13 protein-coding genes and 1 pseudogene are annotated in these 23,111 nt (G+C 60.6%); all 14 read left to right on the top strand.

Features of this window, described 5'->3' with window-relative positions; genetic code table 11:
• Positions 1 to 241: 241 nt before the first annotated feature.
• Positions 242 to 780 (top strand): annotated as a pseudogene (locus AC07PT_RS05480) (IS256 family transposase); the annotation flags it as partial.
• A 360-nt stretch (positions 781 to 1,140) separates the two neighbouring features.
• A complete protein-coding gene (locus tag AC07PT_RS05475) occupies positions 1,141 to 1,920 on the top strand; it encodes a methyltransferase domain-containing protein (protein WP_494656051.1) in 780 nt (259 codons plus the stop codon).
• A gap of 450 nt (positions 1,921 to 2,370) precedes the next feature.
• Entirely contained in the window at positions 2,371 to 10,089 is a 7,719-nt protein-coding gene (locus AC07PT_RS05470; RefSeq protein ID WP_494656050.1) for an SDR family NAD(P)-dependent oxidoreductase, read from the top strand.
• Entirely contained in the window at positions 10,086 to 11,450 is a 1,365-nt protein-coding gene (locus AC07PT_RS05465) for an aminotransferase class I/II-fold pyridoxal phosphate-dependent enzyme (RefSeq protein ID WP_494656049.1), read from the top strand. The genes AC07PT_RS05470 and AC07PT_RS05465 overlap by 4 nt, the downstream gene beginning before the upstream one ends.
• A 44-nt stretch (positions 11,451 to 11,494) precedes the next feature.
• Positions 11,495 to 12,613 (top strand): KpsE/RkpR family capsule polysaccharide export protein, encoded by a 1,119-nt coding sequence (locus tag AC07PT_RS05460; protein ID WP_494656048.1) that lies wholly within the window; start codon positions 11,495 to 11,497, stop codon positions 12,611 to 12,613.
• A 3-nt stretch (positions 12,614 to 12,616) separates the two neighbouring features.
• On the top strand, positions 12,617 to 13,414 hold the full coding sequence (locus tag AC07PT_RS05455) for an ABC transporter permease (protein ID WP_494656047.1): 798 nt from the start codon (positions 12,617 to 12,619) through the stop codon (positions 13,412 to 13,414).
• Positions 13,411 to 14,055, top strand: a complete 645-nt coding sequence (locus tag AC07PT_RS05450; RefSeq protein WP_494656046.1) for an ABC transporter ATP-binding protein — start codon at positions 13,411 to 13,413, stop codon at positions 14,053 to 14,055. Before AC07PT_RS05455 ends, AC07PT_RS05450 begins: the two co-directional genes overlap by 4 nt.
• 29 nt (positions 14,056 to 14,084) lie before the next feature.
• Positions 14,085 to 15,641 carry a sulfotransferase family protein gene (locus AC07PT_RS05445; protein WP_494656045.1) on the top strand — a complete coding sequence of 519 codons (1,557 nt, stop codon included), beginning with the start codon at positions 14,085 to 14,087 and terminating at the stop codon, positions 15,639 to 15,641.
• Complete coding sequence (locus AC07PT_RS05440; protein WP_494656044.1) at positions 15,638 to 16,732, top strand: hypothetical protein; 1,095 nt, start codon at positions 15,638 to 15,640, stop codon at positions 16,730 to 16,732. Before AC07PT_RS05445 ends, AC07PT_RS05440 begins: the two co-directional genes overlap by 4 nt.
• 245 nt (positions 16,733 to 16,977) lie before the next feature.
• Positions 16,978 to 19,851 carry a glycosyltransferase gene (locus tag AC07PT_RS05435; RefSeq protein ID WP_494656043.1) on the top strand — a complete coding sequence of 958 codons (2,874 nt, stop codon included), beginning with the start codon at positions 16,978 to 16,980 and terminating at the stop codon, positions 19,849 to 19,851.
• 42 nt (positions 19,852 to 19,893) lie between these two features.
• Positions 19,894 to 21,099 (top strand): hypothetical protein, encoded by a 1,206-nt coding sequence (locus tag AC07PT_RS05430; protein WP_494656042.1) that lies wholly within the window; start codon positions 19,894 to 19,896, stop codon positions 21,097 to 21,099.
• Entirely contained in the window at positions 21,096 to 21,740 is a 645-nt protein-coding gene (locus AC07PT_RS05425) for a PI-PLC domain-containing protein (protein WP_494656041.1), read from the top strand. Before AC07PT_RS05430 ends, AC07PT_RS05425 begins: the two co-directional genes overlap by 4 nt.
• The gene (locus AC07PT_RS05420) at positions 21,709 to 22,374 is read left to right on the top strand and encodes an HAD family hydrolase (RefSeq protein ID WP_494656040.1); all 666 of its coding nucleotides are present in this window, start codon (positions 21,709 to 21,711) and stop codon (positions 22,372 to 22,374) included. Before AC07PT_RS05425 ends, AC07PT_RS05420 begins: the two co-directional genes overlap by 32 nt.
• Positions 22,367 to 23,110 (top strand): glycosyltransferase family 2 protein, encoded by a 744-nt coding sequence (locus tag AC07PT_RS05415; protein ID WP_494656039.1) that lies wholly within the window; start codon positions 22,367 to 22,369, stop codon positions 23,108 to 23,110. Before AC07PT_RS05420 ends, AC07PT_RS05415 begins: the two co-directional genes overlap by 8 nt.
• Position 23,111 lies beyond the last annotated feature (1 nt).

Below are 23,111 nucleotides of genomic sequence, written 5' to 3'. Positions count from 1 at the left end.
CCTTAGCCCCCTGCCCACCAAGACACACACGGTACCCGAAGAACTGCTGTCCAACGACATGCAGCCTAAGAGCGGCTTGTATGGACACCGCCCGGATTGCAAGTGACGGGGATGCGTGAGGGATCGGGAGGCAGGGCTGCAGTCTTATATCCGGCGAGACTGTCAGAAACTTTGTGTGTGAGGCATAGCTTGTCAACAAGGAGCATGAATGCCACGCAAGACGAAGACCGCCGCCACGGCGGTCCAGATCGCCGTCACCGACGGGCTCAAGGGCATGCCCGAGGCGCTGGGCGCAGTGTTCCCGGCCACGACGCTGCAGACCTGCTTCGTGCACCTGATCCGCAACAGGATGGACTTCGCCAGTTGGAAAGGCCACAAGGCGCTTGCAGCAGCGATCAAGCCGATCTACACAGCGGTGAGCGCGGAGGCCGCTGAGTTCAAGCAGAACGCGTTTGAAGCGGGGTCATGGGGCCAGAAATTCCCGACCGTCGTCAACGCCTGGCGCAGGGCCTGGGACAAGGTCATTGCGTTCTTTGCGTTCCCGCCGGAGGTGCGGCGCGTGATCTACACGACCAATGCGATTGAGAGTGTGAACGCGAGCTGCGCAAGATCATCAAGAGGCGGGGGCACTTCCCCAGCGACAATGCGGCCACCAAGCTGATCTTGCTGGCCCTGCGCAATATCACCGAGGACTGGGGACGGGCAGCAAACAACTGGAAATCAGCAATGAATCAATTCGCGATTCTCTACGAAGACCAGTTCACGAAATCGAGGCGGTAAGATACCCAAGCAGCTTCACGAATTCGGTGAAGATTCAATGAGCGTCACACACGGAAATTCGGACAGGCCACGAGCATCCGACTTTAAACGCCTCCAGAGCAAGACTTGTGTACCGTCGGGAACGAGCGTTGCCGCAACCAGCGACCCCGTGAGCCTATTAAAGAAACACCAAGCACGATGCCCCCATGACCATGGCGGCATGGGCCTGGTACAACCACGGTGCGCACGGCCGCAATCAACTCTTTGCACTCCAGGTGGGCCTCGAAGTCGACGGCCCAACCGCTGCCAGAGGCGCCCTGAAAGCAGAAGTGCATTGGCCCAACGCCTCTCAAACTACATCAATTCCCGTTTTGGCACGCCATGACAGACTCCGCTCAATTTGATCCCGCCACTCAGTTCGTGCATGACTGCATGCGCGCACGCCTGCGCCCCGAGGACGCGGCCATCGTCCACACCTATTGTGAAGACGTCTTCAGGCAAGGTCGACGCGACCATGTGGTGCGAGCGATGGAGACCCTGCGGCTCTTGTCAAACAAAAAGCTGTTGACCCCACAAACCCGCCTCGCGGAAACAGGCGACCTTGGCGAAGTCGGCTTGACCTTGCGCAACGCCGGGTATGACTGCCAAGGTGTCGAGGGCGACTTGCGAAAGCAGATGCAGATGCCGGACGCGTCACTGGATCTGCTGCTATCGCTGGAAGTCTTTGAACATCTGCAGGACATCCCGCCCGACCATTGGCGGGAGACAGCCATTTTTCATGGAAATGGCGCTCAGGCATTTGCCAAGGAATGTGGCCGCCTAGTGAAGCCTGGCGGCCATCTTCTGCTGACCACACCCAATGCCACCTCGCTGTTCTCACTGATCCAACTCGCTGAAGGTCAGGCCCCCATGCTGTGGCGCCAGCACGTGCGGGAGTACACGATGGCCGAAGTCACGACTCATTTTGAGGCAGCGGGCTTCGTGCTGGAGCACATCGAAACCTGGTTTGCTTACCACTTTCTGCATCCCCACGACATTGAAAGCCTGGAAAACCGCTACCTGAAGCCGCTGGGTGCCTCTTGTGAACACAGGGGGGACGATGCAGCCTACATCTTTCGCCGCCTGGGTGCCCCTGCCTCTCCCATTCCAGCCGAGGGTTGAACTCACGCCACGGGCCTGTACCCCACTGGGGACCCGCTCCAGGCTCACACCCGTCGGCACGGCGGCGGGAAACATCGCCTTCGTCAACCCGGAACTGTGCGGTCCAAGCGCTTCGCCACCGCTCATGCGGGTCTTGGCACAAAAATTCTCTGAATTTCAACCTCCTGACAGCATCAACCAGCCCATCCGCCGGGGTTAGGATCGGAGGCACCAAGTGCTTCATTCCGCGCACCTGACGTTGAGTCGATTCTGTTGTGCGATACACCCCCCTCCCGTCGTCACGGAGCTGACCCTGGCGGGCCCTGCCTCGACTCCTACCAACAGAGGTGGACCCGACCTCATCAACAGAGTACCGCATGCGGGCGATGCAACGGACAGACAGAACTTAGGCTAGTTTCATCACCTAGCACCGTGGGCTCAAAACCACCCAAGCATCACCGAAGAATTTGCATGATGGGGCGGCCCAGTGCGCTCCACACAACAGTAAGTTGCCCCAGCTACAGCATTTGTCCCATGAAAAAAGTCGCAATCTTAGGCTGTTCATTCAGGTTCCCCGGCACAACACCAGCGCAGTATTGGTCGAATCTGATGGGCGGCAAGAACTTGGTCACCAACGTGGATCCGAGCCGTTGGGCCACGGACTCCTTCACACATCCCGACAAAAAGCACGCAGGCACCAGCTATACCTTTGCGGCCGGCATGTTGCAAGGTATCGACGAGTTTGATGCCGCTTTCTTCGGGATTTCGCCTCGTGAAGCGGCCCAAATGGATCCCCAGCAACGCCTCCTGTTGGAGATGAGCTGGGAAGCCCTGGAGAATGCAGGCACCCGCCCCAGCACCATCAGGGGGACCAGATGCGGCGTATTCATTGGCATCTCCAGTGCGGACTATGGCCTGCGCTTTCTGGACGATTTGGGGGCAGTGGACGCCAGCGTGCCTACCGGCAACACCTCGTGCATTGCAGCCAACCGCATCTCTTACTTACTGGACCTGCAGGGTCCAAGCATGTCGATCGACACGGCATGCTCATCGTCGCTGGTTGCCTTTCATCAAGCATGCCAATCGATTGCCACCGGCGAAGCCACCACGGCCTTGGCCGGTGGGGTGAGTTTGCTGCTGCATCCGTATGCTTTTGTCGCGTTTTCCAAGGCCTCGATGCTCTCGCGCAAAGGGCGTTGCAGCGTCTTTGATGCCGCTGCGGACGGCTACGTGCGCTCTGAGGGTGGGGGTATCTTCGTTCTCAAGGCTTATGACCAAGCACTGGCCGACGGTGATCCCATTCTGGCGGTCGTGGCAGGCTCCCTTGTCAACACCGATGGCAAAAAGTCAGGTCTCACGGTGCCCAGCAAGGTCGCGCAAGCGACCTTGTTGACCCAAGCCTATGCCCAAGCAGGCATCGCGCCGAACGAAGTCTCCTACATCGAAGCCCACGGGACGGGCACACCCGTTGGCGACCCCATTGAAACAGGTGCCCTGGCCACGGCCTTGAGCCAACGGCGCCCCAAGGGGCAGCCGTTGCTGATTGGATCGGTCAAGAGCAACCTGGGCCACTTGGAGGCTGCCAGCGGCGTCGCCGGCTTGGTGAAGGCGCTTTACTGCCTGCGGCACCGAGCCATCCCCGCCTCGATCCATTTCGAAAACCCCAACCCCAACATTCCTTTCGATGAATGGAATTTGAAGGTCGTCAGCGAAAACACCGATTTACCCAGCACGGGCCGTCTGATTGTTGGGATCAACAGCTTCGGCTTTGGGGGGGCCAATGCTCACGTGATTCTGGAGAGCCACGACGACGCCGCCACGGCACGCAAAACCACGCCGCGGCCAGGCCCCATCGACGTGCCACTGGTTTTGTCCGGCAAAACCGAAGCGGCCTTGAGAGCCAACGCCCGGCACTATGCCGATCTGCTGAGACAATCGCCTGCTGAGCACTGGTACGACCTGGCCTACAGCGCCGCCCACCACCGCGACTGGCATGAGTATCGCGCCGTCATTCTGGGGAGTGCTCCGCAGGAGGTAGCGGCCACGCTGGCCTCGTTTGCAGATGGCCAGCCTGGTCCTATCCCCTTGGTGCACACCACCAGCATGACATCGCCCCCTCGTCTGGCCTTGATTTATTCTGGCAACGGCTCGCAATGGGAGGGCATGGGCCGGCAACTTCTGCTGGAAAGCGGGCACTTTCGATCCGCCGTCCAAGAGATTGAGCACCTTTTTGCTCAGTACCAGGACTTTTCCTTGACAAAAGAGTTGAATGGGGATTACGGAAGTGGCCGCTACGCGCGCACCGAGATCGCTCAACCGGCCTTGTTTGCCATTCAGGTTGGCGTGACCCAGATGCTGCGAGCCCACGGCATGATGCCAGCCGCCGTGGCAGGACACAGCGTCGGTGAAGTGGCCGCGGCCTGGGCGGCGGGCGCACTGACACTCGAGCAAGCCGTCCAAGTCATTTTCTACCGCAGCCATTTTCAGGGACTAACTCAGGGCCGAGGACAGATGACGGCGGTGGCGCTAGGCGCCTCGGCCATGCAACAGTTACTGACAGAAACTGGGCTGTGCGAACGCATCGCGGTGGCGGGCATCAACAGCGCGCGAGGCATCACCCTGGCTGGGCCTTCCGAGGCACTCACCCAGTTGGAGGCAATCCTGTCGGAGCGACAGATCCAATGCAAGCGGTTGGACCTAAACTACGCCTTTCACAGCCCGGTAATGGACCCGATCCAAACCGGTCTCATAGACGCGCTGAGCCAACTGAAACCCCAGCCCACCCAACTCGATTTTGTCTCCACCGTCACCGGCGAACTGACGCCCGGCACCCAGTTGGATGCCCGCTACTGGTGGAACAACATTCGTCAGCCCGTGCTGTTCGAGAAGGCGGTCGGAACGCTCAGGCACGATGGTATCGACGTTTTCCTCGAGGTTGGCCCGCACGCTGTGCTGCGCGGCTACCTGCTCGAATGCCTCAAGGCCGAGGCATCCCCAGGTCGGGTCATCACCACCCTGATCCGTGGTGACGATTCGCCACAAAGGGTGTGGCATGCCTACGCTGAACTGATGCTGGCGGGCGCTGCCGTTGACCTGGCATGCCTGTTCCCGCATGCTGGCCGTTTCACCCCCTTGCCCAACTATCCCTGGCAACGCCAGCGCCATTGGCAGACAGTGACCACCGAGTCCCTCCAATTGATCCAGAGGCGCAAGGTGCACCCACTCCTAGGCTACCGCGTGGGGCAGCACCAGCCAATCTGGGAGAACCAAATTGATCCGCTGGTCTGCCCGGAGTTGGCAGACCATCAGGTCGACGGCGCCATCGTGTTCCCCGGTGCCGGCTACGCCGAAATGGGCTTGGCGGCGGCAGCGCAGTGGACCGGCCCACAAGGCCTGCCGGAGCAACTAGAGATCGAAGAGCTCGACATCAAAATGATGCTCGGACTCAGCACCGACAGCACTAAGCTGATGCGGGTATCCCTGGAGCCCAGTGATGGCAGTTTCACCATCGCCAGCCACACCCAGTTCAGCGCCGACGCCTGGACCATTCACGCCACAGGCCGGGTCCGTACCGAACCCACCGACACACTGTTCGCCCAGGAGACCATCCAACTGCCAACCCGGCAACCCGATTTCGATACGGGATCGCATGCCGCGGCCATTGCACGCATGGGACTGCGGTACGGCCCGACCTTCCAGGCCATCGAAAGAGGCTGGGTTCAAGGCCAGATGGCCTGGGCCCGCTTGAATGCCCCCTCGGCCCCATCTTCCCCCCTGGCGCAGCAAGCACTGTTGCACCCAGCCCTGCTCGACTGCAGCTTTCAACTTCTTTTGCACATTCTGAATGGCTTGGCTGAACTGCCCGACGGGCTGACCTACCTGCCCGCCAAGATCGGTCGCCTGAGCCTGCGCACAGCCCTGGGCCCTCCAGTGATGACCCAGGCTCAATTGGTACAGCATTCAATGCACAGCCTGACTGCCCACTTCACCTTGTTCAACGCGCAAGGTGAGGTCGTGGCTTGGCTGCGCAATGTGCGTTTCCGCGCGGTGTTCATTGGTAAAAAGGCTAGCGACGCCTTGTGCTTGATGCAGTATGTAGCCCAAGCCAAGCCGCACCCTCAAACACCCGTTTCCGTGCCTCCTGCACTGGCTGAGCAGTTGCAGTACGCCATGGCTTCACCGGCGCAGGCGCAGGATGGAGACGGGGGCGCCGGCCTGGCCTACGAACAGGAGGTAGAGCCCCTACTCGCAGCCCTGTGTAGCAGCTTCGCCGTGGAGGCGTTCATTCAACTGGCAGGCCCGGGCCACTACCTGTCCGAATCCTCGCTAGCACAACTGTTCGAACCCCACACCGACGCCGCAGCGATGTGGGATCGCCTGATCACGATCCTGCAACAGGACCAACTGTTGGAGCGCCGAGACGGCGGTTGGCAACTACGCGACACCACGGACAGCCCACCTTCGCAGGACATCTGGCGCATTCTTTTGGCCGACCATCCAGAGCACTTTGCTGCAACCAACGCCGTGAGCCGGTTGGGCCTCAACCTACAGGCCGTGATCCAGGGACGCGCCACCCTAAGCCAGTTGCTTCCGGTGGACTGCACCCGGGCTTCGATGGCCGCGCACAGTTTGGGCATCGGCCAACGCCATCCTTTGCTCCAGGCCCTGTCCAACGCCGTTCAAGCCGGCCTGAATCAATTGAGCGAAGGTCAGCGCTTGCATCTCGTCGAGATCAGCAACGGCTCCCCCAGCGTCGCCCCCGCCCTGCTGCGCAGCCTGGCCACAGAGCGCTTCCAAGCCACCTTCGCGACCCTCGACGCCGAGAACCTGGCGCAATGCCTGCACCGCGCGGAGTCCTGGCCGGCCCTCACGCTGCTGGAGGCTGACCCAGCAGACCGGACTGCAGTGCAAGCCACGGCGCAACTGATCGTGGTTCACAACGATTTTTCCACGCCCCAGGAGGCCCTCAGCGCACTGGATTGGGCGCGTCGGCGCTTGGCCCCTGGCGGCACCCTGGTCTGGCTCAACACGCCAGCGGCTCGTTGGCTGGAGTGGCTGTTTGGTCCCCAAACGGCATGGCACGCAGGTCCTGCGCATTGGCAGGCGCAATTGGAACGGCGAGGGCTGCAGACCAGCGGACAGTTGTTACTCGCCCCAGGCAGCCCCAGCTCGCCAAACGCCTGGCTGAGCCAAAGTGCCAGGCCCCCCGCCCAGACGGCCCAATCGTCGGCGGCAGGCTCGGTTTGGTTGATCCTGGCGAACCAGGACGTCGATGGCGGACCAATGGCTGACCAGTTGGCCACACGCTTGTCCAGACTAGGCGCCCGGGTAATTCTCTCTCCTCCCGCGCTGGACTTCAGCCAGGTAGAAGCCCTCAGTGCCTGGCTAAGCCAAACCACGGCGCAACTCGGCCCGGTGCAAGGCATCCTGCATCTGCATGGGCTTCCCCCTGCAGGCTGGGGCCCCAATACACAGGCCGGCGTCAAACCTGAAGCCCAGTTGGCGATGCAACTGCAACGCTCGACCGTTGCCACCACCGTGCTCCAGGCCTGCGAAGCGACCCATACGACAACAACCTTCTGGATCGTCACCGCCGGTGCGGCATCGAATTGGCTGCCAGGGCGAACGGCCCACTTCGGGCACACCTTAGACGCACCACTCTATGGGCTGGGGCGCACCCTGCTAAACGAGCCGTCCTGTCTGCAAATACGCCTTATTGATTTGGAGCCGACGGGGGTCGATGAAACCACCGGTGAAGCCGTCTTCCAGGCCCTGCTGACCGAGTTGATCGCCCCCGATGCCGAACGCGAGGTGATCTTTAGCTGCACTGGCGAGCGCTTTGTGCCTCGGCTGAGAGTGGCACCGCGTCTGCTTCCCCTCCCCCCAGCCACCGGCGGTGCAACCAGAGTCCACCTCTCGTTCTCGACGGCAGGACAGTTGCGTCACCTGGGCTGGACCACCAGCCCCAGCATCGCCCCGACAGCAGATGAGGTGCAGATCCAGGTTCACGCCACCGGCTTGAACTTTCGCGATGTCATGTATGCCCTGGGCATGCTGTCCGAAGAAGCGGTCGAATCCGGATTTGCCGGTCCCACACTCGGACTAGAGTGTGCTGGCATCGTGACGGCGCTGGGCCCCGAGGCCCGCGGCCTGGCCATTGGCGACCGCGTGCTGGCATTCGGGGCTTCCTGCTTCGCGAACCAGGTCTGCACCCGGCGCTCCGCTGTGGCCAGGCTGCCAAGTGCCATGGGCTTTGAAGCGGCCGCCACCATTCCCACCACCTTCTTCACGGCCTACTACGCCTTGCACCACCTGGCCCGCTTGCAACCAGGAGAGCGGGTGTTGATCCATGGCGCCGCTGGTGGCGTGGGCATCGCTGCCATCCAACTGGCTCAACACCTGGGGGCCGAGGTCTTTGCCACGGCGGGGTCGGATGAGAAGCGTGACTTTTTGCGACTCCTGGGCGCGGATCATATTTTTGACTCGCGCTCCCTGGCCTTTGCGGACCAGATCATGCAGGTCACCCAGGGCCAAGGGGTGGATGTGGTGCTGAACTCGCTGGCGGGTGAAGCCATCAACCGCAACCTGGGCGTGCTCAAGCCCTTTGGCCGCTTTCTGGAGCTGGGCAAGCGTGACTTTTACGACAACACCAAGGTTGGGCTGCGCCCGTTTCGCAACAACATTGCCTACTTTGGCATCGATGCCGACCAATTGATGCTGGCGCATCCAGCACTGACCGAAGCCCTGTTCCAGCAGGTGCTGGGCCTGTTTGCCCAAGGCATCCTGCATCCGCTGCCTTTTCAGGCCTTTGAAGCCGATGAGGTGGTCGATGCTTTCCGACAGATGCAGCAAGCGCGCCACATCGGCAAGATCGTGCTCACCTACCGCCAAGGCATCAACCAAATCCAGCCAACCACCCGCACACGTGCCCCCTGGCACCTAAACCCCAACGCCACTTACCTGGTCACCGGCGGCCTGGGCGGCTTTGGCCTCAAGACGGCGCAGTGGCTGGCCGACAAGGGGGCGCGATTCCTGGTCTTGATCGGTCGCAGGGACCCTGTGGCCGCCCATGCCGTGGCAGCGATCGCGGCCCTGGAGCATCAGGGTGTCACGGTCCTGGCGCAATCCTGCGACGTCACCAGCGGGCCAGCCATTGCTGCGCTGATGGCTCAACTGAACGAACACATGCCACCGTTGCGGGGGGTGGTGCACGCCGCCGCGGTGATCGAGGACGGCCTGCTGCGCAATACTTCACCGGCACAGCTGGCCAAGGTGTACGCCCCCAAGATCCTGGGTGCGCGGCATCTGCATGAAGCGACCCAGCACATGCCACTCGACTTTTTCGTGCTGTTCTCCTCTGCCACGACGCTCTTTGGCAACCCCGGTCAAGGCGCATATGTAGCAGCCAACGCCTACCTAGAGGCCCTGGTCAAAGCACGCCGCGCCGTGGGGTTGGCCGCCTTGTCGGTGCGCTGGGGAGCTGTCGACGATGTTGGCTTTCTGGCACGCCATAAAAAAGTCAGGGATGCCCTGCAGAACCGCATGGGTGGAGCCGCGTTGGCCTCCGACCATTACCTCGCCGTGTTGGAGGAACTGCTGGCAGCCAACCGTTCGGACCTGGGCGTCATGGCGCTGGATTGGGGATCACTGAGCCGGTTTCTGCCTTCAGCCAACGAACCCAAGTTCGAACGCCTGGCCACGCTGGCGCAAGGCCCGCACACCGACCCCATCCAGCAGAGCGACCTGCTCAGCCTGCTCGATCAGCTCGATGAAGCTTCACTCGACATCACGGTCAAGGACATGCTCAAAGCCGCCGTTGGCGAGATCTTGCGCATCCCTCCGGACAAGATCGACCCCGACCGATCAATCTATGACCTGGGCCTGGATTCGCTCATGGGGGTCGAGTTGGGACTGGCCATTGAAGGCCGCCTTGGTGTTCAGTTTTCAGTGATGGCGCTCAGCGAAAACCCCACCATCAGCAAACTCGCAGGCAAACTCATTGCCCAGGCCCGCCAGGCGCGTGCCGGCACGCTCAGCGAGGATGAGCAAAGCGCGGCCTTGATCACCGCACAGGTGCAACAAGTGGTCGAGCAGCATGCGATCGTGGTCGATGCCCAGTCGATCGAACGCCTTGCCACCGACATCCATTCTGGTCAGGCGACTCCGCCAGCACGGATCACCCAGTCATGACGCCCAAAAGTATCCGAAGCCTCAGCGCCCAAATCAAAGACAAGCTGATCCAGCAGACGCTGGAGAGGCGCATGCAACAAGCCTCCGCCCAGCCGCCTGCGGCAGGTGCCGCGAGGTGCCTCATAACTCCCAGCAGCGACTCGCAGAGTCCTGTGCCGCGGGCCCATTACCAGTTCAGTGCTCACCCCGGCTACCAGCGGCTGCGCATCATCAACGATGGCTCCGCACGGCTGGGCATTGCCAATCCGTTCTTCAAGTCGCAAGACGGGGTGGCGGGGGCCACCACGCGGATGGCAGGGCGCGAATTCATCAACTTTGGCAATTACAACTACCTGGGCCTCTCGGGAGATCCAGAGGTCTCCAGCGCAGCCAAGGCGGCGATCGACCAATATGGCACGTCGGTGTCAGCCAGCCGAATCGTTTCTGGCGAGCGCCCTCTGCATGGCCAACTTGAACGTGACCTGGCCGAGTTGTATGAGGTGGACGACGCCCTCGTATTTGTCAGCGGCCACGCCACCAACGTCACCACCATTGGCTACCTGTTTGGTCCCAAGGATTTGATCGTGCATGACGCGCTGATTCACAACAGCGTGCTCCAAGGGGCCCAACTCTCGGGCGCCACCCGCCTGGCATTTGCCCACAACGACTGGGCTGCGCTCGATGCCCTGCTGACCGCGCAGCGGCACCAGTTCGAACGCGTGCTCATCGTCATTGAAGGCCTCTACAGCATGGATGGCGATTACCCCGATCTGCCCCGGTTCATCGACATCAAACAACGCCACCACGCGTTCTTGATGGTGGACGAAGCGCACTCACTGGGTGTCATGGGCGCCAGCGGACGCGGCATTCGCGAACATTTCGATGTCGCTGGCCGGGCGGTGGACATTTGGATGGGCACCTTGAGCAAGGCATTGGCGGGCTGTGGTGGCTACATCGCCGGCGAAGCCGCCTTGATCGAGCACCTCAGATTCATGGCCCCGGGCTTTCTATACAGCGTCGGCCTGGCCCCCCCCCTGGCCGCGGCCAGCTTGACCGCCTTGCAGAAATTGACGAGGGAGCCGCAGCGGGTTCATTCACTGCAGGCCAACGGCGCCTATTTTCTGGCGCAGGCCCGAGGCCAAGGCATGGACACCGGCGGAGCCACGGGCCTGGCGGTGATTCCGGTCATCACAGGCAGCTCCCTCCGTGCGGCAAAATTGTCTGAAACACTTTTTCAGCGGGGCATCAACGTGCAACCCATCTTGTTCCCTGCAGTGCCTGAAAAATCGGCCCGGCTGCGCTTTTTCATCTCCTGTGAGCACACCCAGGCGCAGATTCATCGCACGGTGGACACCCTGGCCGCCGAACTGGCCCGGGCCTAGGTAGACGATCCACTCCTTCCAATGCAACGAACCAGGCAGGCACCATGGACACCCTGATTGAAAAACTCAAACAAAAAACACGCAGCTTCGACGGATTGTTCTGGCTCACGGTCGCAGTGCCAACGGCTCTGTCCATCGGGTACTTTGGTTTCATGGCCTCTGACGTCTATACCAGCGAAAGCCGCTTTGTCGTGCGCAGCCCCGAGAAACAAGGTACCTCCGCACTGGGGCTGATGCTCAAGGGGGCGGGCTTCTCAAGCAACCCCAGCGAGACCTATACCGTGCAGGATTACATCCTCTCGCGAGACGCACTCAAGGCCCTCAACGACGAATTGGGCCTGGGCAAGGCCCTGGGCAGCACGGAGGTGGATGTGTTCAGCCGCTTTGCGGCCCTGGATGGCGATGGCAGCTTTGAAGCCCTGTACCGTTACTACCAAAAGAAGGTCCAGGTGCAAACGGACAGCAGCTCCGGCATCAGCATCCTGACCACCCGGGCCTTCAATGCCGAGGACGCACTCAACACCAACCGCAAGCTGCTGGAGCTCAGCGAGGTGCTGGTCAATCGCCTCAATGAGCGCGGGCGCCAGGACATGATCAAGTTTGCCAGCGCCGAAGTGGCCCAAGCGGCTGCCAAGGCCAAAGCGGCGGGCATCCTGCTAACTGATTACCGCACCAAGTACGGCGTGATCGATCCCGAACGGCAGGCCAACGCGCAATTGCTGCAGCTCACCAAGATCCAGGATGACCTGCTGGCCACGACCACCCAGTTGTCACAGCTCCAGGCCTTCACGCCCGACAACCCCCAGATTCCGGCTTTGAACAACCGTGCGAAGGTGTTACGGGCCGAGATCGACAAAGAAAACCGGCAGATCACGGGGGAACAGGCCTCGTTGGTGAAGAAAGCCACGGACTACCAGCGACTGCTCATTGATCGCGATCTGGCGGAAAAGCAGCTGGCCAGCGCCCTCGTCTCTCTGGAGAGTGCCCGCAACGAAGCCTTGCGCCAGCAGGTGTACCTGGAACGCATTGCCCAGCCAAGCCTGCCCGACATCGCCACCGAGCCACGCCGCGTGCGCAGCATCCTGGCCACCCTGGTGTTCGGCCTGGTGGCTTGGGGGGTGCTGGGCATGTTGCTCGCTGGGGTGCGCGAGCACCGGGACTGAACCATGCAAGAAGCAGCCACCTCGACATTGCGCCGTTCATGGGCCATCCAGCGTCGGGTCATCGGGGCCCTCCTGGTGCGGGAGATGCTCACCCGCTACGGGCGACACAACCTCGGTTTCCTGTGGATCTTTGTCGAGCCGATGATTTTCACGCTGGGGGTGACCACGCTATGGACCCTGACGGGCATGGGCCACGGATCCAACCTGCCGATCGTGGCTTTTGCGATCACGGGCTACTCATCAGTCTTGCTGTGGCGCAACATGCCGGGACGCACCATCGGCGGACTGGCGCCCAACATGCCCTTGATGTACCACCGCAATGTGCGGGTGATGGATGTGTTCCTGGCCCGCCTGCTGCTCGAGGTCGCGGGCGCCTCCATGTCTTTTGTGACGCTGTCCTTGCTGTTCACCTTCTTGGGCTTGGTCAAACTGCCCGAGGATCTTCTGCAAGTGGTTTTTGGCTGGGTGCTGCTGATTTGGTTTGGCACCGCCTTGGCAACCTTCCTGGGTGCACTCAACGAACGGACCGAGGCCGTCGAGAAGATTTGGCATCCCGCTTCTTATTTGCTCTTTCCATTATCAGGTGCCGGCTTCCTGGTCGATGCCTTGCCAAAGGCATGGCAGGACTGGATATTGGTTTTGCCCATGGTGCATGGCGTTGAGATTGTCCGTGAGGGTTATTTTGGCTCCGCCATCCATGCGCACTACAGCGTGGCGTACCTGATCGGGTTCAATGCCTTGCTCACGCTGCTGGGCCTGGCCAATGTCAGATACGTCAGCAAGAACTTGACCTTACGATGATAGAAATCCTCAACATCAGCAAACGTTACCCTCTGCGCCACGGTTGGACCACCGTGCTTGATGGCGTCAACCTGGTGATCGAGCCCGGCGAGAAAATCGGCATTCTTGGCCATAACGGGGCCGGAAAGTCCACCTTGATCCGTCTGATCAGTGGCATTGAATCGCCCACCACGGGCTGTGTGAAACGCCACATGAGTGTTTCTTGGCCGCTCGCGTTCGCAGGCGGTTTTCAAGGCCGATTGACCGGTTTGGATAACCTGAAATTCATATGCCGCGTCTATGGCACCACGGTGGCTGACAAAATTGATTATGTGCAGGACTTTGCCGAACTGGGCAAGCACTTCAAGGAGCCCGTGGAAACCTACTCATCAGGGATGATGACTCGTTTGGCTTTTGCCATCTCGATGGTGATTGAATTCGACTGTTTCTTAATCGATGAGGTGGTGGCGGTCGGCGATAGTCGATTCCAGCAAAAATGCCATGACGAATTGTTCATCAAACGCAAGGACCGGGCCATGATTTTTGTCTCGCACCACGACGGCTACATCAAGGAACATTGCCGGCGCGCCTGCGTCTTGGCCCAGGGCCGCCTGGAAGCCTACGGCGATGTGGACTCAGCCTTGCACCGATACCACCAGTAACCCTGCGACCAGCCAACCCCCAGAACACGATGAAAGTCATCCTTTGCACCGGCGCCCCACAGTCTGGCCTCGAAGACGTCTTCGGGCTGCTTCAGCAAGCGGGCGTGGCGGCGGCCCTACCGGCGAGCCAGGCAACCCTCACGGCGACAGAACTGCAGACCAAGTTGCTGCTCAGCCAGGAAGTCAGCCTGGCGGGCACCGAACCCCTGACGCAGGTCGTGCCTGGCAAACTGTGGCACCAGTTGGCCGCAGAGCTGTTTTTTGCCAATTTGCCCTATGCCGCCTGGGGTTGGGCCGACCATCAAAGCAGCGTGCTGATGGATTTTTGGCAAGACTTTGACCCCCAGGTTCGCCTGCTGCTCGTTTACAACTCGCCGCAGGCGCATTTGATCAAGGTAATCGACGAGCACACACCTGCCAGCCCGGCCCTGGTCGCCGAACAGCTCCAGGCGTGGGCGCGTTGGAACACGGCCTTGCTGCGCTACCACCACCGCCACCCAGGACGCTGCTTGCTGGTGAACGCCCAATCGGCCGGCGCTCAGCCGCAAGCCTTGGTGGACGCCATCGCCTCGCGCTGGCAAATCGACGGCCTGGACCGCAGCGCCGTCACAACGGCCACGCTGCCCGCCCACCAAGCGCTGCAGGACTACCTCATCAATCAGATCATCGATCCGCAGCACCCGGCGCTCACCCTTTACCAGGAACTGGAGGGAGCGACCCTCGCCATCAGCGCGCCAGAAACGCAGGCCCCACCCAACGCCCGAGACGCCTGGGAAAGCTGGGTTCAGGCACGCAGCAGGCAGGCCATGGAAGCTCAGGAGCAGGCCCGATTCAGGCAGGACATGGCGGCACAGGCACAGGCACAGGCACAGGCACAGGCACAGGCACAGGCACAGGCACAGGCCCAAGCCCAAGCACAGGCACAGGCCCAAGCCCAAGCCCAAGCCCAAGCCCAAGCCCAAGCCCAATTGGCCGACCGGGTGGACCAAACCCATGAACAGCTGCGGGCACTCGGCAACGAAAACGAACACCTCATGCTGCAACTGCACCAGGCCCAGGAGGAGCTGGAGCACTATTTCGTGCGTTACCAGGCGCAGGAACAAGCCGCCAGCGCCCCGTCCTCCGCTACCCGATTGGTCAATGATTTCTGGCGCATGCACCAACCCAAGAACCTGAGTATCGACATGCAAAAGGACGTGGCTGGCAGCAACTGGTACCCCCCGGAGGCCGATGGCCGATGGGCCGGGCCAGCGTCCCTGTCCACCCTGCAAATGCCCCCCGTGCAAGCTGGCGACTACACGCTGGAGTTGGACATCGTGGATGCGATGTCGCTGGACATCGTGCGCCAGCTCTGCATAGAAACTCCTGGCCAAAGCCAAGCGGTGGAACTGATCTTCCCGCTCTACCAAGGCGACTACCCACTGGTTTGCAAAGTACCCCTGCACCTCGCCAGTGCCGATGCCGATCAGCCCTGGGAAATCGGCCTGCGCTTCAGTCACACCCTCAGTCCTGCGGACCAAGGCCTGGAAGACCAGCGTAGCATGGCACTGCGGCTGCGCAGCCTCCGGCTCATCCAGCACGCATGATGGCACGTTATCCCTACCTGGATGTTTGGCTGCAGTGCCTGCAGCAGTTGGCCCCGCCCACGGGCCTTGTGCACGTCGGTGCTGGCGGTGGGCTTCAGCCATACCCCTTTGGACATCTACCCCGCGTGCTGGCGGCAGAGGCCCATGGGCCTCGGCACGCCCATTTGCAAGCCCAACTGGCAACGCACACGAACAGCCAGGTCTTCCACGCCGTGCTGGCGGACAGAGTGGGCAACGCCGACTTCCACACACTCAGCCAATCGCAGGAAAGCGGGCTCTGCCCCGCCGCCACCTGGCTGGGACTATGGCCGAATCTCCAAACACTGCAGACAGATGTCCGCCCCACCACGACGCTGCATGCCCTGCTGACCCAAGCGCCGGCGGGTCCTGAAGCCTATAACTGGGCAATGATCGACTGCCTGCCAGCCGACCAGATACTGCATGGGGCAGGCGACTTGCTGCATGGCTGGGACGTCCTGGTGCTTCGTGCGCTCCAAGCCGTGCCCGCCGACGCCTCCCACCCCACCCAGGCCATGGGCCTGGCCGCCCTGCGCGCGCAAGTGGCCCCGTTTGGCCTGCAATGGGTGGCCCTGCAAGAAGAAAACCACCCGAATCTGGTGCGCGCCTTGTTTGTTCGCAACCCCACCGAGCACAAAAGACAATGGGCGGAGCAACTGCAGGCACAGGCCCAGCAAACCGTCCAGTATCAAAGCGCCTTGGCGTCACTTCAAGCCCAACAGGCCTGCTGGCAACAGGACCTGGCCCAACTCGGCGAATCCATGACCGCGCTGACACAAGCCCAGGACCAATTGGTGCAAGACAAGGCCGCCTTGAGCCTTGCCCTGGACACCACCCGCGACGAATGCGCCCAAAAAGCCGCGGCCTTGGAACAAGCCCAGGCGACGTTGCAAGAACTCGAATCCGCCCTGCAAGCCAGCAACCGCCAATGGCAGCGGCAGCAGTCCGAACTGAAACAAGCCGAGGCCCACATCGCTTTGATCCAAGGCCTGCTCGACGTCCCGCCCTCCCTTCCTGTCGTGCCGCCCAGCGCCCCGAGCCCCCTGCTCGAACCGGAGCGACCCAAGCCATGAACGCAATGCACGGGTCATCTGCCTTCGCCGCATGCCAGCGCCCCGACCGGGGCGGCCGGCTGCGCACGCGCCACCAGGGCCAGTCTGGAAACCAGACCCCTACCCGAGTCTCTGGGCTCGTTCCAAGTGACTTGCGCAGCGAGCGCATCAACTGACCAACCCATATCGAACCACAGATGCAGCAAGCAAAAGTCAGACTGTCCGAGGGTTATGGCGCGCTCCGCGCCGGAAAGCTGGCGCTAGCCATGCACTGCTTTGTGGAGACGCTGGCGAGTGGTCCAGGCCTGTCCCGGGTGACCCTCTCCAACATCCGCCAGGCCCAACGCCACCAACAAAGACTGGCCGCCGCAGGCCGCACAGACCGGTTTCTCATCCTGCCGCCTGCCGGTACCCCATCGGACGCGAACGTTCCTGTGCGCACCCTGGAGGCGGCCACCGGCCAGATCACTTGGCACGACCAAGCCTTTCACCTGCAAGGCCAGTCGCCAGGCCCAGGCGGAGGCATGGCGGGCAGTGCCTGGATCGACTTCGCAGCCCGGCATCCTGCCAGCCATGTGCACGATACAGCCGCCACGGCCGAGTCGGTCTTACTCGGCTGCTGCTACCGACTGCTTTGGCGGACACAGGTATTCATCGCGCCAGGTCCCGGCCCCGCCATCGCCCTGGACAACTATCTCGGGCAGTGGGCCGACCCCTCGGTGCTGGCCCCAATCGCCATGACCATGGGGCCCGAGCTGCCCGCCCTGATTGAGCAACTGGGCAGCACCACGAACAGGCTCGGGGCCCAGGAGGGCCAGGACTGGCCGCAGCCCTACACCCGACTGGGCGCCGTGCATCAACAGCTGCAGGGCATCGCAGACGAGCCCTTCTTGTCCGCGCTGTTCAGGTTGAGCATGGAACGCCAACCCGAACCCCACGAGCGCCAGCATTACCTCGAACGCCTGCAGCAGCAGCCCGGCGAACGCGCGGCCATCGTCCGCGCGGTGTGCCAAAGCCAGGAATGCCAGCAGCGCATGCGCGACCGCCAGGTCGTCTCACCGCACACCCCCCGCGTGTACGCCTTGCCTCAGATCGGAGACCTGGGACCGCTCGATGTCAACCTGCCCGGCCATGCCCACCCCGTCGTTTCGGTCCTGATCCCGGTGTATGGCAAGGTCGAGTACACGCTGGCCTGCCTCCAATCCATCGCGAATAACCCGCCCCAGGCACCGTTTGAAGTCATTGTCGTGGACGATGCATCGCCAGACGGTTCCGCCCAGGTTCTGCAGCGCATCCAGAACCTGCGTCTGATCCGGAACCGAGTCAACCTCGGCTTTCTGCGCTCATGCAACCATGGCGCCAGCAGTGCCAAAGGCGAGTATCTGCTGTTCCTGAACAACGACACGCAGGTCCAGGCCGGCTGGCTGGATGAGCTGCTGGCGACCTTCACGGCCTTTCCCGGATGTGGGCTGGCAGGGTCTAAGCTTCTGTACCCGGACGGCACCCTGCAGGAGGCCGGCGGCATCATTTGGCAAGACGGCAGCGCGTGGAACTACGGACACGGCCAAGACCCAGCCCTGCCCCACTTCAACTACGCACGCGAGGTCGACTATGTGTCGGGGGCGGCCATCATGGTACCGACCGCCCTCTTTTCGCAGCTCGGCGGCTTTGACGAAATCTATGCCCCCGCCTACTGCGAAGATGCCGACCTCGCCTTGAAGATCCGCGACCTCGGTCTCCGCGTCATTTACCAACCCCTGTCGCAGGTGGTGCACTTCGAAGGGGTCACCTCCGGCACCGACACCCGCCAAGGCGTCAAAGCCAACCAGGTGAGAAACTCGCACACGCTTCACCAGCGTTGGCAATCCAGGCTGGCCAAGCACCGGCCCAATGGCCAGGCCCCCAGCGAAGAGAAAGACCGCGCGCACACGGCGCGCGTGCTGGTGATCGAGCATTGCACCCCCACACCCAACCAGGATGCAGGATCGGTCACCGTCTACAACCTGCTGTTGCTGCTGCGAGAAATGCAGTTTCAGGTCACCTTCATTCCCGAAGACAACTTCCTGTACCTGCCCGAGTACACCCCAGCCCTGCAACGCATGGGCATCGAAGTGCTCTACGCCCCATACGTCACCAGCGTCGAACAGCATCTGAAGGAAGAAGGCGCTCGCTACGACCTGGCCTTCTTGTTCCGCCCCGGGGTGGTGGAACGCCATGTGCAGGCCCTGCGCCAGCACAGTCCCCAAGCCAAAGTGCTCTACCACACGGTGGATTTGCACTACCTGCGAATGAGTCGAGAGGCTCAACTGCAAGCCGACAGCACCAAACAGCAGGCAGCCCAGGTGATGCAACAGCGCGAATTCGCCGCGATTCGTGCGGCCGATGCTTCGATCGTCCACAGCACGGTGGAATTCGACATCCTGCGCCCTCAACTCCCGCAGGCAGCGCTGCACGTCTTCCCACTGATCCTGGAGGTTCAAAGCAACGCCGCCCCCTTGAGCAAGAGGCGGGACATCGTCTTTGTCGGGGGCTACCAACACACCCCCAACGTGGATGCAGTGCACTACTTTGTCGCCGAAGTCATGCCCTTGCTGCGCAAGCAACTGCCCGGCGTCTGCTTCTATGCCGTGGGCAGCAAGCCCCCCCCCGACATACAGGCCTTGGCCGCCGAAGACGTCATCATCACAGGCTTCGTCGAAGCACTGACCCCGCTGCTGGACAACATGCGGGTCTCCGTGGCGCCGCTGCGCTATGGCGCAGGCATCAAGGGCAAGATTGGGACCGCCATGGCCGTTGGCTTGCCCGTGGTCGGAACCGCCTTGGCGGCCGAGGGCATGTCCCTGACCCACGGGGACAACATATTGATTGCAGACGAAGTGCAAGCCTTCGCAGATGCTGTGACCAAGGTCTACCAAGACCCTGATGTCTGGCACACCCTCAGCCAAAATGGCCTGGCGTTTGCAGATCAGGCCTGGGGAAGCGATGCGGCATGGAGCATCCTGAACACCATCCTCCAATCGCTGGGAATGCACCCGGTGCGCCGCGCCACGCCGCTGCGCCTGTACTCCTCAAACCCGGGTCCCTCGGTCGAGTCCCTCTCCCGCCAGCTCCCCGATGCCACCGGTACGGTCTGTTACTGACCAAGTCCTCGCTTTATTGATCAATTATTCGAATTCAATCCTATGACGCAACGGGCTGTGGTATTTACAGGCTTGATCCGGGATGAAGCCAAATTCATCCTTTTTCTGGACTTTTATCGGTGCCAGCCAGCCAGCAGCAGGCCTCCGCTCTACTTTTCAACTTGGCAAGGAGAGCTTGCAAAATACCCGGCGGTGCAAGATGCCTTGGCCCATCTGGGTGCGCACATCCTGGAGCAACCACAACCGGATCTGATCCTCCCTGGCCACGTACTGCACCAAATCGCGGCACTTGATTTTCCCCTGGCCATCATTCCAGATGACGTTTTAGTCTACAAAGGGCGCCCTGACTTCTCAGACATCGATACCTACCGGGCCTTCATGGCGCTCGAACCACAAGAATGTGCAGCACTGCCTTTCTTGCATCCGGCCCCGACGCGCCGGATCTACATCCTGGGTCACTTCCCGGCTCACCCGTTTTACATCAATGACATGATCTACTGCGGCCTCGCCGCAGACTTGAAAAAGAACACTGAACTCTCCTTCACCACCCTCCTTCGATACAACAGGGTGGCGCCTGAACAACTGATGTGGGGGCATTGGGGTTTCGGATCGGACTGGATTGATCGCTACATGCGATGCAATATTGGCCTGATATTTGATGATGCCGAAAAGACCCGGGTGCATCTTGAGCTGCTGCAATCCTCCGCCTGCTACCAGCATGCCTTGGCGCTCTACATGCTGATCATTGATGCATGGTTTTCTGATTTACAGCCGCAAGCTATCGATGTGCCAAAACAATTGGCTCAGTGCACACTGGAAGAACTGCTGTGGGCGCCGATTGACAACAAGCACGTGTCACACCATTCAAATGCCATGAACAATGCGCTCTCGAGCACCCAGTTCGCCAAGGGCATCCTGGCTGGTCAATACCGGCGATCCGCATTTGGTGACCTTTTCCAAGCAGCATTGAGTGACATCCTGCGTCAACCTCTTGCCAGTCCGGAGCGGTTGGCCTGGATTGAAAAATCAGCGCTCGACTTTCAAATCAAAATGAACAGCGTGCTGCCTGGCGTCGGCGGGAAATGCCTACAGAACAAGGGCCCACTGTGGCAGTTGGACGGCCCCAAAGCGCAGTGGACCCAGCAGCAAACCGGTACGCCACTCACGAAGGCCCTGGAAGATGAGATCAACCTCCTGCGCAGGGCCAACAACCTGTTGCAGACCCAACTCAATGCCAACCGACCATGAAAATCATTGCACATCGCGGCATGTGGTCGCATCCCGACGAGAAGAATACCGCGGCAGCCTTTGACGCCGCCTTGGCGCGGCAATACAGCATCGAGACCGACTTGCGGGACATGCATGGGCAACTGGTCATCTCTCACGACCCAGCAATGCCGCCGGCCCTGTCTGGGCTGGACTTCTTGATGCGCTTCCGGGAAAAGAACCCCAACATCCCCTTGGCCATCAACATCAAATCCGATGGCCTGCACACGCTGATGGCCCAAGCCTTGGCGGGTTGGTCTCCCGAGGACTACTTTCTGTTCGACATGTCCATACCAGACACCCTGGGCTACCTGCGCCAGGGCTTGTCTGTTTACCTGCGATGCAGTGAATACGAAATCCCTGCCCCCAAGCTGCTGCCTCAAGCCAGAGGCATCTGGCTGGATGCCTTTGAAGAAGAATGGTACGACCCAGCCACGATCGAGCCTTGGACATCGCAGGGCAAAGCCGTGTGCATCGTTTCGCCAGAACTGCACCGACGAGCGCATCAAACCCATTGGGCCAAACTCAAAGCCTGGGGTCTAGGCCGCCATCCATTGCTGTCGTTGTGCACAGACTACCCTGATGCCGCCCATGACTATTTCAATTCACAAGATGAATATTGATAAAAAAATCAAGGCCATTATTTTCGACATGGACGGCGTCTTGATTGACGCCAAAGAATGGCATTATGAAGCACTGAACCGGGCACTGGGGCTGTTCGGCATGGAGATCAGCAAATATGATCACCTGGTGACATATGACGGATTGCCTACCAGAAAAAAACTGGAGATGCTCTCGATTGAACGGGGCCTACCCACAGCCTTGCATGACTTCATCAATGATCTCAAGCAAGATTACACGATGGAATTGACCCACGCCCGCTGCAAGCCAACCTTTGTCCATCACTATGCCTTGTCGCATTTGAAGGCAGAAGGCTACCAACTGGCCGTTTGCTCGAACTCGGTACGCAAAACCATTGAAATCATGCTGGGCAAAGCCCGACTTTTGGATTATATGGATTTCTATCTATCCAATCAGGATGTGATCAAGCCGAAACCCGATCCTGAAATCTACACCAAGGCCATTCAGCGTCTCGGCCTGCCTGCCACACAATGCCTCATCATCGAAGACAATCTCAACGGTATCAAGGCCGCACAAGACTCAGGAGCGCATGTTCTCAAAGTTCGTGACACCAATGATGTTAACTACATGAACATCACTGAGTTCATTCAGCGCGTCGAGGCCAGCCATGCTTAATATCTTGATTCCTCTGGCGGGGCCCACGCCTTTCTTTGATGCCAAAGACTATCCTTTTCCGAAGTCGCTCACGGAAATCCGCGGCAAGTCAATGATTGAGCACTTGATCCACAACCTCAATTCGATACAACAGAAGAAGCGATTTATTTTCCTGCTCCGAGACGAAGATTGCGTGCGATTTCATTTGGATGAAACCATCTGCCTTCTGACCGAGGCGGGTACAGTGGTGCGCCGCATTCGGGGTGAGACCCAAGGCGCTGTATGCAGTTCGTTGCTGGCCATTGACGAGATCGACAATGAGAATCCTTTGATGATCTCCAATGGCGATCAGTTTTTTGAAACCAGCTTGCCGACCTGTGTTTCACAACTGATGCATCAAGACCTTGATGGTGGCTGCATCACTTTCCAGTCAACCCATCCCCGTTGGTCCTATGTGCGAATCAACCAAGACCAACAATTGATCGAAGCGGCAGAAAAGCGCCCCATCAGCAAGCATGCGATTGCTGGAGTTTATCTGTTCAGCCGTGGCTGCGATTACATTCAAGGCGCCAAAAATGCAATCAGCAAGAATGCCAATCACGAGGGTCTGTTCTACGTCTCGTCCGTTCTGAATGAACTCATTTTGCTGAATCGAAATTTGAAAGCAGTTCCCACGCCGCCTGGTGACTACATTACCTTCTACTCCCCCCAAAAGATAGCCGAATACGAATCCGGTCGACGCCCGGATGCTTATTAAA

The organism is Curvibacter sp. GW821-FHT09D12 (assembly GCF_059416245.1).
Note: the sequence above shows the minus strand (reverse complement) of the source record. Positions and strands in the feature narration are given on the sequence as shown.

What these genes read in the sequence shown, in the direction of transcription:
- AC07PT_RS05475 (WP_494656051.1), top strand. Translation starts at nt 1,141, where the DNA reads ATGACAGACTCCGCTCAATTTGATCCCGCCACTCAGTTCGTGCATGAC.
- AC07PT_RS05470 (WP_494656050.1), top strand. Translation starts at nt 2,371, where the DNA reads ATGATGGGGCGGCCCAGTGCGCTCCACACAACAGTAAGTTGCCCCAGC.
- AC07PT_RS05465 (WP_494656049.1), top strand. Translation starts at nt 10,086, where the DNA reads ATGACGCCCAAAAGTATCCGAAGCCTCAGCGCCCAAATCAAAGACAAG.
- AC07PT_RS05460 (WP_494656048.1), top strand. Translation starts at nt 11,495, where the DNA reads ATGGACACCCTGATTGAAAAACTCAAACAAAAAACACGCAGCTTCGAC.
- AC07PT_RS05455 (WP_494656047.1), top strand. Translation starts at nt 12,617, where the DNA reads ATGCAAGAAGCAGCCACCTCGACATTGCGCCGTTCATGGGCCATCCAG.
- AC07PT_RS05450 (WP_494656046.1), top strand. Translation starts at nt 13,411, where the DNA reads ATGATAGAAATCCTCAACATCAGCAAACGTTACCCTCTGCGCCACGGT.
- AC07PT_RS05445 (WP_494656045.1), top strand. Translation starts at nt 14,085, where the DNA reads ATGAAAGTCATCCTTTGCACCGGCGCCCCACAGTCTGGCCTCGAAGAC.
- AC07PT_RS05440 (WP_494656044.1), top strand. Translation starts at nt 15,638, where the DNA reads ATGATGGCACGTTATCCCTACCTGGATGTTTGGCTGCAGTGCCTGCAG.
- AC07PT_RS05435 (WP_494656043.1), top strand. Translation starts at nt 16,978, where the DNA reads ATGCACTGCTTTGTGGAGACGCTGGCGAGTGGTCCAGGCCTGTCCCGG.
- AC07PT_RS05430 (WP_494656042.1), top strand. Translation starts at nt 19,894, where the DNA reads ATGACGCAACGGGCTGTGGTATTTACAGGCTTGATCCGGGATGAAGCC.
- AC07PT_RS05425 (WP_494656041.1), top strand. Translation starts at nt 21,096, where the DNA reads ATGAAAATCATTGCACATCGCGGCATGTGGTCGCATCCCGACGAGAAG.
- AC07PT_RS05420 (WP_494656040.1), top strand. Translation starts at nt 21,709, where the DNA reads ATGACTATTTCAATTCACAAGATGAATATTGATAAAAAAATCAAGGCC.
- AC07PT_RS05415 (WP_494656039.1), top strand. Translation starts at nt 22,367, where the DNA reads ATGCTTAATATCTTGATTCCTCTGGCGGGGCCCACGCCTTTCTTTGAT.